We start from the raw sequence: 16,449 nt of genomic DNA, 5'->3' as shown, positions 1-16,449 counted from the left end.
CTTCTCTCGCAGCACTATGCCAAAGACCAGACAAGTACATATGGTCGGAATGCAGATCAGGGGTCGGAAAACACAGATGGTGCTGAATCAGGCCCGTTTATTGATAGCCAGCCATGGTTGAGTCATCGTCCAGCGCGTGCCAATGCCGCAATCAGCACGCATTAAAAAAGGGCCCGAGGGCCCTTTTATCATTCTGTAGTGCGCTGACTATCAGTTACCAAACAAATGGTTGCTGATAATGAACAGGCCACCAGAGAGCAGCATGGTCAGCGGCAGGGTCAGTACCCAGGCCAGCAAGATGGTCTTGATGGTCTGGCTCTGCAGGCCTGACTTGTTCGCCACCATGGTCCCTGCGACGGCAGAGGACAAGATATGGGTGGTGGACACTGGCATGCCGGTCAAGCTGGCCACCCCGATGGAGGCGGCTGCGGTGATCTGGGCGGCAATGCCCTGGCTATAGGTCATGCCAGTAGAGCCGATCTTCTCGCCTACGGTGTAGACGATACGACGCCAGCCCACCATGGTACCGCAACCCAGCGCCAGGGCGATGGAGACGATGACCCAGGTCGGTGCGTATTCGGCAGTCGCGGTCAGATCCTTGCGCCATTTGGCCAGATCGGTCAGCTCCTTGGCCGGCAACGGCAGCTTGGAGACCTTGCGAGCGGTGTCATCGATGCAGAGCAGCAGACGACGCACTTCACGGCGATCGGTCAGGTCCATCTCTTCATAGGTACGCACCTGGCCGAGACGATCGTTGAGGGTCGCCATGGCTTCGAATGCTTCGCCCGCCTCACAGTGGGTCATCAGCTCTTCCTGGGCATGAGCCGGAACGCTGAAATTGACCACCTGGGAGACCAGTTCGTGGTTACGCTGGTAGATCTCCATGATGCGCTGGTTGGCATCCTGGGTTCTGTCCAGATCGTAGGAGCGGCTGTTCATGTCCAGTGCGAAATAGGCAGGCGCCATGCAGATCAGCACCAACATCACCAGACCGATGCCCTTCTGACCATCGTTGGAGCCGTGTACGAAGCTCACCCCCATGGCGGAACAGATCAGGGTCACACGAGCCCAGAATGGCGGGTGTTTCTTGCCATCCACCAGCAGACGCTCTTCCGGAGTTTTGTGGATCTTGCTACCCAGCCAGATGCGCTTCATGGCAAACAGCAGCAGGGCTGCGATCACGAAACCAACGGTGGGAGAGATGATCAGAGAAAGCATGATGTCGATGGCTTTACCGACGTTGATGCCTTCCTGCAGAGGCTGATGACTCATCCAGGCATAGGCACCGCCCACCCCCAGAATGGAACCGATCAGGGTATGCGAACTGGATGCCGGGATGCCGAAGAACCAGGTCCCCAGATTCCAGACGATGGCAGAGAACAACAGGGAAAAGACCATGATCAGCCCCTGGGTGGAATCCATGCCGAGCAGCAGATCGATGGGCAGCAGATGCACAATGGCATACGCAACCCCAAGACCGCCCATCATGACCCCGGCAAAGTTGAACAGACCGGAAGCCACCACCGCCATATGAGCGGGCATCGCCTTGGTATAGATAACCGTTGCTACCGCATTCGCGGTATCGTGAAAGCCGTTGATGAATTCATAAGCCAACACAAAAAAAACGGCCAATGCCAAACCGATTGACCACCACAAACCCAAACCACTAAACATTTCAAACATAAAAACGAACCTGTTTATGAGTTGCGGCGGATTATGCCAGAAGGCTCGGTGCGCCATACCCGTTGTTGAAATATTTCAGTAAGAAAAAAAAAGAGCAATCCGTCAGAAAATGTCTTAGGGCCTGTAGGAATGCGCCTTGTCGAAGATTAATTAAACCCTCAAATGCTCTTTTTTAAGGGCTTCATTCAACACCATTTAATCTGTTAAGTCCCGATTCTCGCTGCTTTTTACCAGGTAACCAGCCTCGGTCATCACCATCATGGCACCCAAACAGATAATGGAAAAAGGTGCCGAGGCACCCTTATATCAATAAGCCGTGAAGAGGATGTTATCAGTCCTGATTGATCCGACTGGCCACCGCCCCTTGCTGACTCTTGTACTTGGCGTTTTCCCGCTTGTTGTACGGGCGAGCGGCGGCGCCGGAGAGCATCTCGAAGTTGAGTGCACCTATCTTCATCTTGGGACGCAGCGCCAGCGGCAGCTTGCCGCCGTTGTAGAACTCCAGCACGATGCGACCGGACCAACCCGGATCGATGCGATGCGCGGTGACGTGCACCATCAAGCCCAGACGGGCGAGCGAGGAGCGACCATCCAGCCAGCCGACGATATCAGCCGGCAGGGTCACGGATTCGTAGGTCACCGCCAGTGCCAGCTGACCCGGGTGCAGATAGAAGGCTTCACCGTCCGCAATGTGGATCTCGTCACTCATCACCCGATCGATGGCATCGGCCATCTCGCTGCTCGGGCCGCTGAGATCGATATAGGGCGCGGTGTGATCGCGAAACACCCGAAACTCGTTGCCGAGCAGCACATCGACGCTGACGCCGCTGATCCGCTCCACACCGGGTCTCGGCTCAATCACTATCTTGCCTTCATCCAGATGGCGTTCGATATCGGTATCACAAAGGCGCATTCGGCGACTCTCCTGACAAAAGATTCATTTAAAAAAGCCGGGCATCACCCGGCTTGTTTCATATTAACCAATCAACATGTGGCGAATTCTCGCCTTGAGCATGTCGATGGCGATGCGGTTCTTGCCACCACGGGGCACGATCACGTCCGCGTACTGCTTGGACGGGTCGATGAACTGCATGAACATGGGGCGTACCGTCTTCTGATACTGCTTGAGCACCGAGTCCATGGTACGGCCACGCTCTTGCACGTCGCGCACCAGACGGCGCAACAGGCAGATGTCGAGCGGGGTATCCATGAAGATGGAAGCATCCATCAGCTCGCGCAGCCGACTGTCGGTCAGCAGCAGTATCCCTTCCAGAATGATGACCCGACGCGGGGCGAAGGCGGTCACCTCGGTCATGCGGGTGTGTTCGGTGTAGGAGTACTGGGGAATGTTGACGGCTTCCCCGCGTACCAGCTGGGTCAGATGCTGCACCAGCAGATCGTGATCTAGGGCATTCGGATGGTCATAGTTGGTCTTGACCCGCTCTTCCATGGTCAGGTGGGTCTGATCACGGTAGTAGCAATCTTCGGTGATCACACCAATCTGACCTGCGCCCAGTTCGGCCACCAGCTCTTCATAAATGGTTTGAGCGATAAGACTCTTGCCGGATGCGGATGCACCAGCAATACCGATGATCACACACGAATGTTGAGTATCAGACATTGAAAATACCTAAGAGAGAAGAGCACTGGGGATTGTTTAAACCGATCCATTATATAAAAAAGGGTGAGCCATGCCCACCCTGAAATCCACAGTAAATGACCAACAGCCGATTATTCGTCCAGCGCCACCGTGTAAAGCGGGGTCGCAATCGGTTTACCGCTGAAATAGAGCTCGGCACCGACCCGGCGGGCCAGCTTGAGGTAGGCCCCAGCTAACTCCCCTTGCGGTGAATCGGACACGGTGGGGGTGCCATTGTCCATGTGCTGACGGATATCGATGTGCAGCGGCAACTGGCCAAGCAGCGCCACTTGATACTGCTCTGCCATCTTCTGCCCGCCGCCGGTACCAAACAATGCCTCGTGATGACCGCAGGCACTGCAGACGTGATAACTCATGTTCTCGACGATGCCGAGCACGGGCACATTCACCTTGTTGAACATGGCGATGCCCTTGCGCGCATCGGCCAATGCCACGTCTTGCGGGGTGGTGACGATCAGCGCCGCTGTGGTCGGTACCTGCTGCGCCAGAGTGAGCTGGATATCCCCTGTGCCTGGCGGCATGTCCACCACCATATAATCCACTTCGCCCCAACGGGTTTCGTGCAGGATCTGCGCCAGCGCCTTGCTCGCCATGGGGCCACGCCAGATGGTGGCATCCTGCTCAGCCACCAGATAACCGATGCTGTTGCTCTTCAGGCCACAAGCCATGACCGGCTCCATCAGCTTGCCATCGAGGCTGTGGGGACGTTCCTTGAGGGTACCCATCATGGTCGGAATGGAGGGACCATAGATGTCCGCATCCAGAATGGCGACCCGCGCCCCCTCTTTTTGCAGCGCCAGTGCCAGGTTGACGGCGGTGGTGGATTTACCCACCCCTCCCTTGCCGGAGGCGACCACCAGAATATTGCGAATCCCCTGCACCGCCGCCAGCTGCTGGGCGCGGGGCATGCTGGCCACCTCGATATCACATTGCCAATCGATGGCGGCAGCCCCCGTGGCGATGCGCAAGCGGCCATCGAAGTCCTGCTTGATCTGCTCAAACAGGGAGCGTCCGGCAAACGGCAGCACCAGTTTGATAGCTAGGCTCTGCCCATGCTGTTCGATGGATCGCACGAAACCGGCCGCGACCAGATCCTTACCCCACCCTACCGGCTTAAATTCGGCAAGGATCTGTTTTACTGAATCAATCACCATTAACTCCCCATTCTGTTGTCGTTATGCAGAGGTGAACGGTTACCGCACACAAATCAGTGCTTTGCCTGCGCATTTGAGATGCCATCTGCCAAGCCAGACAGGGCCACAACCCTAGGCAGGCCGCCCCCAATTCGGGTAACATGCTCGGCACTGTATCATCCCAACAGGCACATAAAGAACGTATTATGGCAACTGATCCTCGTACAATGCTGGTAACCTGCGCCCTCCCCTATGCCAATGGCTCCATCCATCTTGGCCACATGCTGGAACACATCCAGGCCGATATCTGGGTTCGTTATCAGCGAATGCGTGGCCATCAGGTGCATTTCGTCTGTGCCGACGATGCCCACGGCACCCCCATCATGCTCAAGGCGCAGCAGCTCGGGATCACCCCGGAAGCGATGATCGCGGCCGTGTCCGAAGAACATCAGACCGATTTTGCCGGCTTCAACATCAGCTTCGACAACTATCACTCCACCCACAGCGACGAGAACCGCGAGCTGGCGGAGTTGATCTACGGTCGGCTGAAAGGCGGCGACTTCATCAAGGGCCGCACCATCACCCAGCTGTTCGATCCGGAAAAGTCCATGTTCCTGCCGGATCGTTTCGTCAAGGGGACCTGCCCCAAGTGCAAGTCCCCCGAACAATACGGCGACAACTGCGACAGCTGCGGCGCCACCTACAGCCCGACCGAGCTCATCGATCCGAAATCCGCCGTTTCCGGCGCGACCCCGGTGATGAAAGACTCCGAGCACTTCTTCTTTGACTTGCCGCAGTTTGAAACCTGGCTGGCCGGTTGGGTGCGCGGCTCAGGCGCCATCCAGGAAGAGATGGCGAACAAGATGCAAGAGTGGTTCGAATCGGGCCTGCAGCAGTGGGACATCACCCGTGACGCCCCCTATTTTGGCTTCGAGATCCCGGGCGCCCCTGGCAAGTACTTCTACGTCTGGCTGGATGCCCCCATCGGCTACATGGCATCGTTCAAGAACCTGTGCAACAAGCGCGGCGACATCGACTTTGACAGCTACTGGAAGGCCGACTCCGAGGCCGAGCTCTATCACTTCATCGGCAAGGACATCGCCTACTTCCACTGCCTGTTCTGGCCGGCCATGCTGGAAGGCGCGGGTTTCCGCAAGCCGACCAAGGTCAACGTGCACGGCTATGTGACCGTCAACGGCGCCAAGATGTCCAAGTCCAAGGGTACCTTCATCAAGGCCTCGACCTATCTGAAGCACCTGGATCCCGAGTGCCTGCGTTACTACTACGCCGCCAAGCTCAACAGCCGCATCGACGATCTGGACCTGAACCTGGAAGACTTCGTCTCCCGCGTCAACGCCGACGTGGTCAACAAGCTGGTCAACCTGGCCTCCCGCAACGCCGGTTTCATCACCAAGCGCTTCGATGGCAAGCTGGCTGACAGCTGCAGCGAACCCGAGCTCTACAGCGAGTTCGCCAACGCCAGCGCCTCCATCGCCGAAGCCTATGAGGCCCGTGAGTTCAGCCGCGCCATTCGCGAGATCATGGCGCTGGCCGACAAGGCCAATCGCTACGTGGATGACAAGGCGCCCTGGGTGCTGGCCAAGCAGGAAGGCGCAGACGCCGAGCTGCAAGCGGTCTGCTCCGTCGGCATCAACCTGTTCCGGGTGTTGATGGCCTACCTCAAGCCCGTCATGCCGCTCTTGGCCGAGCGCGCCGAAGCTTTCCTCGGCGAGACCCTCAGTTGGGATGGCGTGGCTCTGCCACTCACCAACCACCAGCTGGCGCCGTTCAAGGCACTGTTCGCCCGTATCGAACCCGCCAAGGTAGAAGCCATGGTAGAAGCCTCCAAGGACGACCTGGCCAAGGAGCAAGCCGCGAAGCCGACTGGCCCGCTGGCGGATGACCCCATCAGTGAAACCATCTCTTATGAGGATTTCGCCAAGCTGGACTTGCGTGTCGCCCTGATCAAAAAGGCCGAAGCGGTACCGGAAGCCGACAAGCTGCTCAAATTGCAGCTCGACCTTGGCGGTGAAACCCGTCAGGTGTTCGCCGGTATCAAGTCCGCCTACAACCCGGAAGATCTGGAAGGCAAGCTGACCGTGATGGTGGCCAACCTGGCGCCGCGCAAGATGCGCTTTGGCATGTCCGAAGGCATGGTGCTGGCTGCCGGCCCGGGCGGTAAGGATCTCTGGATCTTGGAGCCCCAAGAAGGCGCCCAGCCCGGCATGCGCGTCAAGTAAGCGCAGATCGTCACGCGGTGACCAAAAAAGAGAGGCCCTAGGGCCTCTCTTTTTATTTGGCGTTAGGCAGACTCGCTGCAAGCGCCTCTCAGACCACCCGCTGCATTGCCATTCTCAGCCCCACCAACTCTGCCTGCTGGCAGTCCAGTTGTTGTAGCTGGCAGTGCATCGCCGCCTTGAGTCGCTGCTGCTGGCGTTGGCGCTTGTCATTGCCGCGCTTGCGGCCCAACCGCTTGAGCCACTGTCGACCGTCCTGCAGCTGACCAAGCCGCTCCTGCCAGCTGACCAGCATGGACAACCAGGCCGGATCCCCTGCTCCCTGATCGAGCAGCAGCTCCACCCCATAGCGAGTCTGCTTGAGGATCAGCCGCAACTTGTGCCAATGGCGAAGCTGACACTTGTCACTGACTGAGGCAGCGTCCAGCCCTGGCTCGGCCAACCCATCCGCCAGACGCAGTGCCAGCTGCATCTGAAACAGCGGCAAGGGATTGAAGTCGGCGGGCACCAGCGCCAAACGATCCAGCCAGCGATCCAACCGTACCGTCAACATGGGGACGGGGGGAACAGAGAGCCCATGGGGCTTGCCACCGAAGCGCTCCTCATACACCTGGGCATCGCGCAGGGCCGAAAGCGTGGCCGTTGCTCGCAGCAAGCGCCGCTCCAACCCGGGCTGATGGATCAATGGTCGCCATAGGGCGAGCAAGGCCAACAGCCGACGGGCCGCGATCCGGTAGGCATGTACCTCGACCGGCTCTGCCTGCTGGCGCAGGGCCAGGGTGGCAGCCTCGTATTGACTGATGAGCCGGCGCGCCTGCTCCAGCCATGTCGTCTGCACCATCATCTCCATGCTCTCGCCTCTGCTCTGTTAGTTGGTATGAAAGCCGGCGCCCGTGGGCGGCGCAGCCTCGGCACATTCCATTCTGGTGACGGTCGCCGTGCGGGGCCCGTGTTCAAGCCAACCCAACATCATCTGTACCTGATGCTCGGGGCCGGCGATGAGGACTTCGACCGAGCCATCTTCCAGGTTGTAGGCATGACCCCTCAGTCCCAGTTGCAGGGCTCGCTCGCGGGTGAAGTAACGAAATCCGACCCCTTGAACCTGGCCCCAGACTCGGATGACAAACGATTGCTCTCCCATTTTCAGCACCTTTCCCTTAAGAAATTTCCCTCCAAGGCGATAATGAGTGCGACACTCTCCCCCTGCAGGACGCAATATCATTATGAAAGAAGTAAAATTTCGGTGGGTTGACCGCTATCTCATTCACCTCACGATCAGCGAAAAATTTCTCATCACCTTCTGGTGTCCCCTCCTGTTCATCGCCGCCCTCACCTGGTACCTGCTGGCCGATGGCCACGATCAGCAGATGCAGGTAAGACTGGATCAGCTCAAGCAGCGGGTCGAGACCACGGCGCAGCTGGTGAGCCAGCAGCCGACCCTCACGCTGCCCGCCGAGCTGACCCTGAGCCAGACCGGTAACCCGGGTCTGACTCAGCAGGGGGATCATTACAGCGTCAGCGCGAGCGCAGGCCAGGCCGGGTTTGTCACCGGCACCCTGGATGCCAGCCGTTACTCCATGTGGGATGGTCAGGGCACCGCCCTCACCATCATCGCCGTGCTGGCCGCCCTGCTGGCGCTCATCACCCACTACCTGATGACCTTCGTCTCCGGCGCGCTCTACTCCACCAACAAGGCACTGCAGACGGTGGCGGGCGGGGATCTCACCTTCCGCCTCAACTTCTTCCCGGTACGAGACGAGTTTTCCATCCTGGCTGGCAGCATCGACAAGTTCACCGATCGCCAGCACAAGATAGTGCAGCTGGTGGAAGAGTCTGCCGAGGCGCTGACCATGGCCGCCGACGAGTTTCGCGAGCACGCCAGCGACGGCGAAACCCTGGCCCGCGCCCAGCGCCAGCACATGGACTCCCTGGCCGCCGCCATGGAGCAGATGTCCGCCGCCATTCGGGAAGTGGCGCGCAACGCCAACGACACCCTGTTGCAGACCCGCCAATCCAGTGAAGAGGCCGCCAACGGCGCCGAGCGGGTGGCGCGTACTATTAGCGCCATCAGTACCCTGGCGGATGAGATAGGCAACGCCTCCGGCGCCGTCGAGCGGCTGACCCACAACGCCAATCGCATCAACGAGGTGGTCAGCGTCATCAACGCCATCTCCCAGCAGACCAACCTGCTGGCACTCAACGCCGCCATCGAAGCCGCCCGGGCCGGTGAACAGGGTCGTGGCTTCGCGGTGGTGGCCGATGAGGTGCGTACCCTCGCCAGCCGCACCCAACAGGCCACGGTGGAGATCCAGCAGATGATTGAAGAGCTGCAAGCCGGTACCGGCGCCCTCAACGACATCATGGAGAAGACAGTCGGGCGCGCCGCCAGCAGCCAGGCGCTCATCACCGAAGTGGGACAAGACATCGACAAGCTGAGCAGCCACAGCGACGCGGTGCTGGAGATGAGCACCCAGATCGCCACCTCCAGCGAGGAGCAGAGCTCGGTCGCCGAGGAGATCACCCGCAATCTGGATCAGGTGCGCCACGAGGCGAGCCGGGTAGAAGAGTCGGCCAGCGCCTCGGTCGCCGGCACCGCCGGCCTCAAGGCCACCGCCACCGAGCTCGGCCAGGCCATGACGGGGCTCAAGATTTAACGGACGCGACAACGCAGACAAGCAAAGGCCATCCCACGGATGGCCTTTTTCATTGGCGCGCGTTTACCGCTTAGGGTGAGGATGCACACCGCTGCTGATAAAAAAGGGACCCGAGGGTCCCTTCAACGCATCAGGTTGGCTCAGCGCCCGAAGGGCCACCAGGACTTGTCATTGTCCTTGATATCGACCAGGGTCTCTTGCTGGTCGCCGGCATGCGCCCCTTGCAGTCGCTGCAGGCTGACCCTGAACTGCTCGGTCGGCTCCACAAACCAGTCATCGATGACAAGCACCTTGATGGACTTGACCCCACCCTCACCGGCGGCCCAATTCACGGATTGGCCGAACCAGGGCAGGAAATCCAACCCCCAACGGGCCGTCATGCCGTCGAGCGCCAGCTGGGCACGGGCAGGCTTGCTCAGATCGCCGCTGCGCACCAGCGGGATCTCGACCAGCCAGTCACCTTCGCTCACCTTGATGGCGGCGCTCTGCAGGGCAATGGTGGACGCCGCCATCTTGTCCTTGATGGTCACCAGCGTCTGGGACTGGGCACCCAGAGTCGCCCCGCTCGCCTCCTGCAATAACAGGGTGAAGGTCTCGTCTCCCTCGTTTTTCGTGTCGGTGAGTATCGGTATTTGCAGTGTTTTGTCCTGCTTATCACCATCAGACCAGTTCAACACACCACTGACTGGTGCCACATCCTGGCTGTCGGCGCTGCCATACTGCACCGTCCAGCTGACGCTGGCGGCGCCACGGCTGCCTCCCTTGCGCTGCACCGCCAGAGTCAGCATGCTGCCCTCCTCCACACTGGCCGCGCTCGTGGTGAGGCTCAGCTCCCCGGTCGAGGGCAGCGGATACTGGATGGCCACCAGCACGGGATCATGATCGGAGGCGCTGAACGGCCCCTCTGACTTGCCGAGCTGACCCGAGAACTTCTTGCCGTACTCGAAGAAGTTGCTCTCGGCCGAGTTGATGTGCCAATCCTCGATGCCGACGACCTTCTTCGCCAGGCTCGGGTTTGCCAGCGCATGATCCAGATTGCCGAGCTCCCCCTCATAGCTGTAGGAGTAGGTGTCGGTGCCGTGGAACTGGGTGTTGAGGTTGATAAGCCCGGCCCCCTTGCCCACCGCAGTGGCCTGCTCCTCATAGGGCTGGCCCGCCAGCTGGGTGAAGGCGGCGCTCATGATCTGGCGTGATTGGGCGGCAGGATCGTAATCCGTCAGCACCCGCACCGGATCTTCCAGCCCGTAGGCGTTGAGATCGCCCATCACCAGCAGATCCCCGACCTCCTGCTTGAGCCGCTCCCCCAGCACCTTGGCGGCAGAGACCCGCAGCGCGTTGCAGTGACCCTGCCCATCCTGGGGATCGGCAGTCACATAGTCCGGGTAGTCCTCATAACAGGCCGAGCCCTTGGATTTGAGGTGATTGACCACCAGGGTCAGCGGCGCATCCCCCTTGGGCGAGGTGAAGCGCTGCAGCAGGGAGTCGCGCATGCCTTGCTGGATGCTGACCGTCTTGCCAGCGCCGTCGATGGCCTCGGCCACCTGCACCGGTAGCGGGATCAACTGAGCACCGCCGTCCAGGCTGACCCTGGCGGGCTTGTAGATGAGCCCCACCGTGATGGCGTCTGTGCCCATGGGCTTATCATCGGGGGAGTGAACGAAGGCGTAGTGATCCTGCTCGTCCGGCAGGGCGGCGTTGAGGGCCCCCACCAGGTTGGCGATAGCGGAGTTGTCACCGTAGCCGTTGTTCTCAATCTCCATCAGCCCCACCACGTCGGCGTTGAGGCGAGTGATGGCGCTGACGATCTTGGTGCGCTGCAACTCGAACTCACCCACCGTCAGGGCGCCCCGGTTGCTGTTGGTGGGGTTGGCATCGCCGCCGACCACCGTGGTGAAGAAGTTGAGCACGTTGAAGCTCGCCACCCGCAGATCCCCCGCCGTGGCAAGCTCTGGGGTCTCGACCCTGTCCCAACCACTGTGATCCACGTCCGCCGGGCTTATCCGGTTGTCCGCCACCAGCCGGTAGAGGTCGTAGGAGTAACCGATGGCCCCCTCCAGATTGCTTAAGCGATCGCCTATGCGCAGATACCCCTGCTCGGCATCGAAGGCAGGATACCAGGGCAGCACGCCGTCCGGCGCCTTGGTATCGGTCTCCACCACCAGCTGGTTCACCCGGTTACGCTCGGCCCATTGGCTCGCCTGCTCGCTCATGGCCGGGAATTTCTGGGTCGATTTGATGAGCGGCGCACCGTAGGCCAGCACCAGGTTGTTGCGTTTGCCGTCGTAATCAAAACTGAAGTTGCGAGTGACCACCAAGCTGGAAGCCAGCACCAGTCGTACCCGCATCCCCTCGTGACGCTCAAGCAGCGCAGTCAGACTCTCCCCCGCCACCGGCACCAGATCCAGCGCGGGGATGAGACCCACCATGGGTTGGGTCACCGTCATGGCATCGGCGCTGAGCTGGGTCTGGTTGTAGTACTCCTTCACCTTGCCAGAGACACACACCTCGGCGCCGGGCACCATCTCGGGGCTGACCGTGGTGCTCTGCACGAACAGGCCATCGGAGCTCGCGGGATCGCCATCCCCCTGCGGGTCCTGAATGAAGAAGCCCTTGTAGAGACCGTTCACCACCTGAGTCACCACCCCACGGGTGGCATAGGCCGTCTCGGATTCAAACTTGCCGGCCGGCACCAGCGGACTGCGATCACCGTTGCCCTGGATGGCGGGCACCGGGATGAGCGTATCCACCGGGCAGGCAAACACCGGCGGCTGGCTGCCATCACAGCTCTGCTCGCCGCTGCAGCCGAGGCCGCTTACCTCATCCTTGGCAAAGGCCAGGTATTCGGCGGCGGGATCGAAGGTAGCCGTTGCATCAACGCGCCCCACATTGACGCTGGCCTTGCGGCGCAGGGTCATGTCCAGAGTCGAGACAGAGCCGGATACCCAAGCCGTGCCCGGATCCACCCCGATCTGGCCGATGCTGTCGACTATATCGTCCTCCTGATAGAGCACCAGGCCATCATCACCATTGAACACCAGGTTGCCGCTGGTCTGGTTGGCCTTGGCGAGGGTAGCGGGCAGCGCCGAGGGGTGGGCCAGCACCAGACTGGCGCCGGGGGCCAGTGTCCCTTGCAGGGCCAGACTGTTGGTCGGGCCCGCCGCCAGGGTACGGCCATTGGCATAGAGGGCCAGCCGGTATTGGTCGAGATCGATGGCGCTGGCGCCGAGATTGCTCAGCTCCACCGCCTTGTTGTTGCCGGATCCTTCCAGATATTCGGTGATAAGCAGCTGTGCCTGCACCTGTCCAGACAATGCCAGCCCAATCGAGAGCGCCAGCAGAGAGTGTCTTCCTGACATGGTAAGCCTTCCTTTTCTTGTTTATGTTGCCAGTGATATTGGGCGACCTCGCGGTCGCAGCACCTTGTTGCATGCCGCTGACAAGAGCCAGACGGCGCACATACTGTGCCCACTTTTCGCGGGTAGCACCGCGAGCTGGCTAACAATTGCAGAAGTTTGTTGCTGGCAAGTGACAGATAAGGTTCAGGTTTATCGATATGGTTAACATTGGCCACGCGTCCGGCGCCGCCAATGGTCGAAGAAGGTCAGTAAAAGCCATGGGGCAAGGCTGGCGTAAGCTGACCATTGCCCCTAGAATATGCCCCCTCTTCTTCCTCGTATCGGCAAACACTCATGAGCACATTCGTCTATCTCGTCCCAGGCCGCGAAAAATCCCTGCTGCGCCGTCATCCCTGGATCTTCTCCAAGGGGATCGACAAGGTGCAGGGCAACCCCATCGACGGCGATACCGTCGAGATCTACGGTAACGATGGCAAGTGGCTCGCCCGTGGCGCCTGGTCCGGCAGCTCCCAGATCCGCGCCCGGGTCTGGACCTTCGATAAAGAAGAGACCATCGATCTGGACTTCTTTATCCGTCGGCTGAGCGATGCTCAGGCCGCCCGCGATGCGCTGATCAAGCGCCAGGGTCTCACCGGCTATCGCCTGTGCTCCGCCGAGTCGGACGGCCTGCCGGGCCTGATCATCGATCGCTACGCCGATTTTCTGGTGTGTCAGTTCCTCTCCGCCGGGACCGAGTTCCAGCGCGAGCTGATCACGAAAGCCCTGCGTACCCTCTACCCCGAGTGCAGCATCTATGAGCGCTCCGATGTGGCGGTACGCAAGAAAGAGGGCCTGAAAGAGCGCACCGGCGTCATCTATGGTGAGACTCCGAACGAACCCGTGATGATCGAAGAGAACGGCGTCAAGATCCTGGTAGACATCCGCAATGGTCACAAGACCGGTTTCTATCTGGATCAGCGCGACAACCGCCAGGCGGCCTCCAAGTACACCGAAGGCAAACGGGTGCTGAACTGCTTCAGCTACACCGGTGGCTTCGGCATCTATGCCCTCAAGGGCGGCGCCAAGGAAGTGGTCAACGTCGATCTCTCCCAGACAGCGCTGGATCTGGCCCGCCAGAACGCCGAGCTGAACGGTCTCGACATCAGCAACACCCAGTTCGTGCGTCACGACGTGTTCAAGCTGCTGCGGGAATACCGCGAGAAGGGCGAGAAGTTCGATGTCATCGTGCTGGATCCGCCGAAGTTTGCCGAGAGCAAGGCCCAGTTGCTGGGTGCCTGCCGTGGCTACAAGGACATCAACATGCTGGCATTCCAGCTGTTGGCGCCGGGCGGCGTGCTGCTGACCTACTCCTGCTCCGGCCTGATGGAGCAGAGCCTGTTCCAGAAAATCGTGGCGGATGCGGCGCTCGACGCCGGTCGCGATGCCCAGATCCTAGAGCTCCTGTCCCAGGCTTCCGATCACCCCATCGGCACCGCCTATCCGGAAGGTTTCTACCTCAAGGGGCTGGTGGTACGCGCCCGCTGATCCACTCCTGATCAGTGAAAGCACAAGTATCCTGATCAAACAGGCCCGCATTGCGGGCCTGTTTTTTATGCGCCAACCCTCTCTCGTCCCCGCGTACATACCATCTCTCTGGCCCTGCCTGTTTTGTCTTCATCAATGCATATTTATGATAAAAATCACATCCGTATGACTCTCACTTGCGTACTCTGATCCCGCCTGTGACCACCATGAGTCGAGGCTGCGGGCCCAAGGGGCCTGCATAACAACAAAAACGATGTCAGGCCAAGCTGAACATCACAAGGGTCCCAACATGAACCAATCATTGCCGCTGTTAACGCCGCTGCGGGGCATTGCTGCCCTGATGGTGGTGCTGTTCCACGCCAGGTTGCTGCTATTTCCCCAGTGGAAGGAGCCCATCGCCGAGGTGACACAACTCATCGAGAACGGCTACCTCTGGGTCGATCTCTTCTTCATCCTGAGCGGGCTGGTGCTGGCCCACGTTTATGGAGAGGCCTGCTCTGGCCCTCGCCGCACCATTGGCTATGGCCGCTTTCTCTGGCTGCGGCTGACCCGGGTCTACCCCCTCTATCTGCTCACCCTGTTGCTGCTGGTCGGCTGGGAGCTCTACAAGGCCCAGCATCAGATAGGCTTTTACGCCGGTCCCCTGTTCAAGATGTGGGAGTGGGAGGGCATGCCTGCCTTCGGCTCCCCCTTCACCCCGGTGGAGGCGCTGCCGAGCGCTTTTCTGTTGCTGCAGGTGGCCACGGATCATGGCTTGACCTGGAACTTCGCCGCCTGGTCCCTGAGCGTGGAGTGGATAAGCTACCTGCTGTTCCCGCTGCTCATCCCGCTCGCGGTCACCCGCAGCCGCTGGAGCCACCTTGCCCCGCTGCTGGCATTGATGGTGCTGGCATTTATCGTTCACCGCCAGGGCACCCTGGATGTCACCAGCGGGGTGCTGGCGGTCGGACGAGGGGTGAGTGAATTCGTGCTCGGCCTCTGGCTGCTGCCCAGGGTCAAGGCGAGCCAGCATCTGGCCATGATGGGGCGAGATCTACCGCTGTTGCTGGCCTTTGCCCTGCCCTGGGTGCTGCTGCAATTCACCATGACGGCGCCATTGACCCTGCTGCTGATTGGCTCCTATGTGCTGCTGATCTGGATTGCCGCGGCGCAAAACGCGCGCCAGAGCCCGCTACTGCGCCTGCTAGACAACCGCTTCACCAACTGGCTGGGGGATCTCTCCTACTCCCTCTATCTCTGGCACGTCCTGGTGCTGCTCACAGGCTGCGAGCTCATTCACTATCTGGCTCCCGGTCTCACCGACTGGTGGTATGCCCAGACCAGCCCCTTGCTGGGGGTGCTCGCGACCCTGTTGATGCTGGCGCTGCTGCTTGGCATCTCCTGGCTGAGTTACCTAGGGTTTGAGCGGCCGATGCAGCGCAGATTGCGCCATTGGCAGGGCGTCAAGCGACTGTGGTCACGGCCCGTGAAGGAGTGAGTGGCACTTAGCGTTTTTCTTAAGCCAAAAAACAGGCCCGTAATCGATGCGGGCCTGTTTTTTATTGAGGTTTTCAGCTCAGTCCCGCTGGGGCGCCCCCAGGGGGAAGTAATGTCGATAGGGCCTCGCCTCATCCACCACCCGGGCAACGCTGGAGTGGGCCAGCAGACGCGCGCGATAGGCACGAAGCTGGGCGCAGGTGGGCGGGATTTCGTGGGCCCAGTCGGCATAGAAGAGGGAGGGTGCGGCGGCGCAATCGGCCAGGGTAAAGTGCTCCCCCGCCGCCCAGGTGCGTCCGCGCAGGCGCTCATCGAGCCAAAGATAGATCTTGTCCAGCACGGTCCGCGCCTCGGCGACCCCGAAGCCATCGTACTCGGTCGCCGGACGCAGCTTGTCCAGCACCACCTTCTGCATCGGCGTCATCACATAGTTGTCGAACAGGCGATCCAGCATGCGCACCTCTATACCGGCCTCCCCCGTGGGTACCAGGGTACCTGGGCCCGGGTGCTGCAGCTGGAGGTATTCGATGATGATGCTGCTCTCGAGAATGGTGCGGCCGTTATCCACCAGCACCGGAAAGCGTTTGAGGGGCCAGAGGCTGGCCAGTTCGGCCTTCACCGTCGGGGATTCCAGGTTGTGGTATTCGAACGACAGGGCGTTCTCATACAGCGCGATCAGCACCTTCTGGCTGTAGGACGAGAAGGGGTGGGCATAGAGTTTCATAT

The 16,449-nt window shown here is 60.3% G+C and carries 12 protein-coding genes; 4 read left to right on the top strand and 8 right to left on the bottom strand.

All coding sequences use genetic code 11. From position 1 onward, the window contains the following. Positions 1-210: 210 nt before the first annotated feature. The 4 genes from BN1137_RS02090 to apbC all read right to left on the bottom strand — a co-directional run bounded on the left by BN1137_RS02090 (position 211) and on the right by apbC (position 4,497). The gene (locus tag BN1137_RS02090; RefSeq protein WP_050717012.1) at positions 211-1,683 is read right to left on the bottom strand and encodes an inorganic phosphate transporter; all 1,473 of its coding nucleotides are present in this window, start codon (positions 1,681-1,683) and stop codon (positions 211-213) included. A 331-nt stretch (positions 1,684-2,014) separates the two neighbouring features. After that, on the bottom strand, positions 2,015-2,596 hold the full coding sequence (gene dcd, locus BN1137_RS02085) for a dCTP deaminase (RefSeq protein WP_050717011.1): 582 nt from the start codon (positions 2,594-2,596) through the stop codon (positions 2,015-2,017). 63 nt (positions 2,597-2,659) lie between these two features. Further along, positions 2,660-3,304, bottom strand: coding sequence for a uridine kinase (gene udk, locus BN1137_RS02080; RefSeq protein WP_050717010.1), 645 nt, complete (start codon positions 3,302-3,304; stop codon positions 2,660-2,662). Positions 3,305-3,414: 110 nt separating this feature from the next. After that, entirely contained in the window at positions 3,415-4,497 is a 1,083-nt protein-coding gene (gene apbC / locus BN1137_RS02075; protein WP_050717009.1) for an iron-sulfur cluster carrier protein ApbC, read from the bottom strand. Positions 4,498-4,682: 185 nt separating this feature from the next. Between apbC and metG the strand changes: the two genes are divergently transcribed. Beyond that, positions 4,683-6,716 carry a methionine--tRNA ligase gene (metG, locus tag BN1137_RS02070; protein ID WP_050717008.1) on the top strand — a complete coding sequence of 678 codons (2,034 nt, stop codon included), beginning with the start codon at positions 4,683-4,685 and terminating at the stop codon, positions 6,714-6,716. Between the two features lie 88 nt (positions 6,717-6,804). Here metG and BN1137_RS02065 read toward each other — a convergent pair whose 3' ends face one another. Further along, on the bottom strand, positions 6,805-7,554 hold the full coding sequence (locus tag BN1137_RS02065) for a CHAD domain-containing protein (protein WP_408605521.1): 750 nt from the start codon (positions 7,552-7,554) through the stop codon (positions 6,805-6,807). A 27-nt stretch (positions 7,555-7,581) separates the two neighbouring features. Next, a complete protein-coding gene (locus tag BN1137_RS02060) occupies positions 7,582-7,854 on the bottom strand; it encodes an acylphosphatase (protein WP_050717006.1) in 273 nt (90 codons plus the stop codon). Between the two features lie 82 nt (positions 7,855-7,936). Here BN1137_RS02060 and BN1137_RS02055 point away from each other — a divergent pair, with 82 nt between their 5' ends. Continuing rightward, positions 7,937-9,367 carry a methyl-accepting chemotaxis protein gene (locus BN1137_RS02055; RefSeq protein WP_050717005.1) on the top strand — a complete coding sequence of 477 codons (1,431 nt, stop codon included), beginning with the start codon at positions 7,937-7,939 and terminating at the stop codon, positions 9,365-9,367. A gap of 140 nt (positions 9,368-9,507) precedes the next feature. Here the strand turns inward: BN1137_RS02055 and BN1137_RS02050 are convergent, their stop codons facing one another. Next, positions 9,508-12,723: an ExeM/NucH family extracellular endonuclease gene (locus BN1137_RS02050; RefSeq protein ID WP_050717004.1), complete on the bottom strand. Its 3,216-nt coding sequence runs from the start codon at positions 12,721-12,723 to the stop codon at positions 9,508-9,510. Positions 12,724-13,056: 333 nt separating this feature from the next. On the opposite strand from BN1137_RS02050, the gene BN1137_RS02045 reads away from it, so the two are divergent. Both BN1137_RS02045 and BN1137_RS02040 read left to right on the top strand, forming a co-directional pair. After that, positions 13,057-14,247, top strand: coding sequence for a class I SAM-dependent methyltransferase (locus tag BN1137_RS02045; protein ID WP_050717003.1), 1,191 nt, complete (start codon positions 13,057-13,059; stop codon positions 14,245-14,247). Positions 14,248-14,536: 289 nt separating this feature from the next. Then, positions 14,537-15,724, top strand: a complete 1,188-nt coding sequence (locus tag BN1137_RS02040) for an acyltransferase family protein (protein WP_050717002.1) — start codon at positions 14,537-14,539, stop codon at positions 15,722-15,724. Positions 15,725-15,802: 78 nt separating this feature from the next. Here the strand turns inward: BN1137_RS02040 and BN1137_RS02035 are convergent, their stop codons facing one another. After that, positions 15,803-16,447, bottom strand: a complete 645-nt coding sequence (locus tag BN1137_RS02035; RefSeq protein WP_050717001.1) for a glutathione S-transferase family protein — start codon at positions 16,445-16,447, stop codon at positions 15,803-15,805. Between the last annotated feature and the right edge of the window lie 2 nt (positions 16,448-16,449).

It is taken from the genome of Aeromonas tecta (assembly GCF_000820185.1).
GTDB classification, from domain to species: domain Bacteria; phylum Pseudomonadota; class Gammaproteobacteria; order Enterobacterales; family Aeromonadaceae; genus Aeromonas; species Aeromonas tecta.
Note: the sequence above shows the minus strand (reverse complement) of the source record. Positions and strands in the feature narration are given on the sequence as shown.

Excerpts from the sequence above, each read along its gene's own strand:
- BN1137_RS02090 (WP_050717012.1), bottom strand. The coding sequence starts at position 1,683 with ATGTTTGAAATGTTTAGTGGTTTGGGTTTGTGGTGGTCAATCGGTTTG.
- dcd (WP_050717011.1), bottom strand. The coding sequence starts at position 2,596 with ATGCGCCTTTGTGATACCGATATCGAACGCCATCTGGATGAAGGCAAG.
- udk (WP_050717010.1), bottom strand. The coding sequence starts at position 3,304 with ATGTCTGATACTCAACATTCGTGTGTGATCATCGGTATTGCTGGTGCA.
- apbC (WP_050717009.1), bottom strand. The coding sequence starts at position 4,497 with ATGGTGATTGATTCAGTAAAACAGATCCTTGCCGAATTTAAGCCGGTA.
- metG (WP_050717008.1), top strand. The coding sequence starts at position 4,683 with ATGGCAACTGATCCTCGTACAATGCTGGTAACCTGCGCCCTCCCCTAT.
- BN1137_RS02065 (WP_408605521.1), bottom strand. The coding sequence starts at position 7,554 with ATGGTGCAGACGACATGGCTGGAGCAGGCGCGCCGGCTCATCAGTCAA.
- BN1137_RS02060 (WP_050717006.1), bottom strand. The coding sequence starts at position 7,854 with ATGGGAGAGCAATCGTTTGTCATCCGAGTCTGGGGCCAGGTTCAAGGG.
- BN1137_RS02055 (WP_050717005.1), top strand. The coding sequence starts at position 7,937 with ATGAAAGAAGTAAAATTTCGGTGGGTTGACCGCTATCTCATTCACCTC.
- BN1137_RS02050 (WP_050717004.1), bottom strand. The coding sequence starts at position 12,723 with ATGTCAGGAAGACACTCTCTGCTGGCGCTCTCGATTGGGCTGGCATTG.
- BN1137_RS02045 (WP_050717003.1), top strand. The coding sequence starts at position 13,057 with ATGAGCACATTCGTCTATCTCGTCCCAGGCCGCGAAAAATCCCTGCTG.
- BN1137_RS02040 (WP_050717002.1), top strand. The coding sequence starts at position 14,537 with ATGAACCAATCATTGCCGCTGTTAACGCCGCTGCGGGGCATTGCTGCC.
- BN1137_RS02035 (WP_050717001.1), bottom strand. The coding sequence starts at position 16,447 with ATGAAACTCTATGCCCACCCCTTCTCGTCCTACAGCCAGAAGGTGCTG.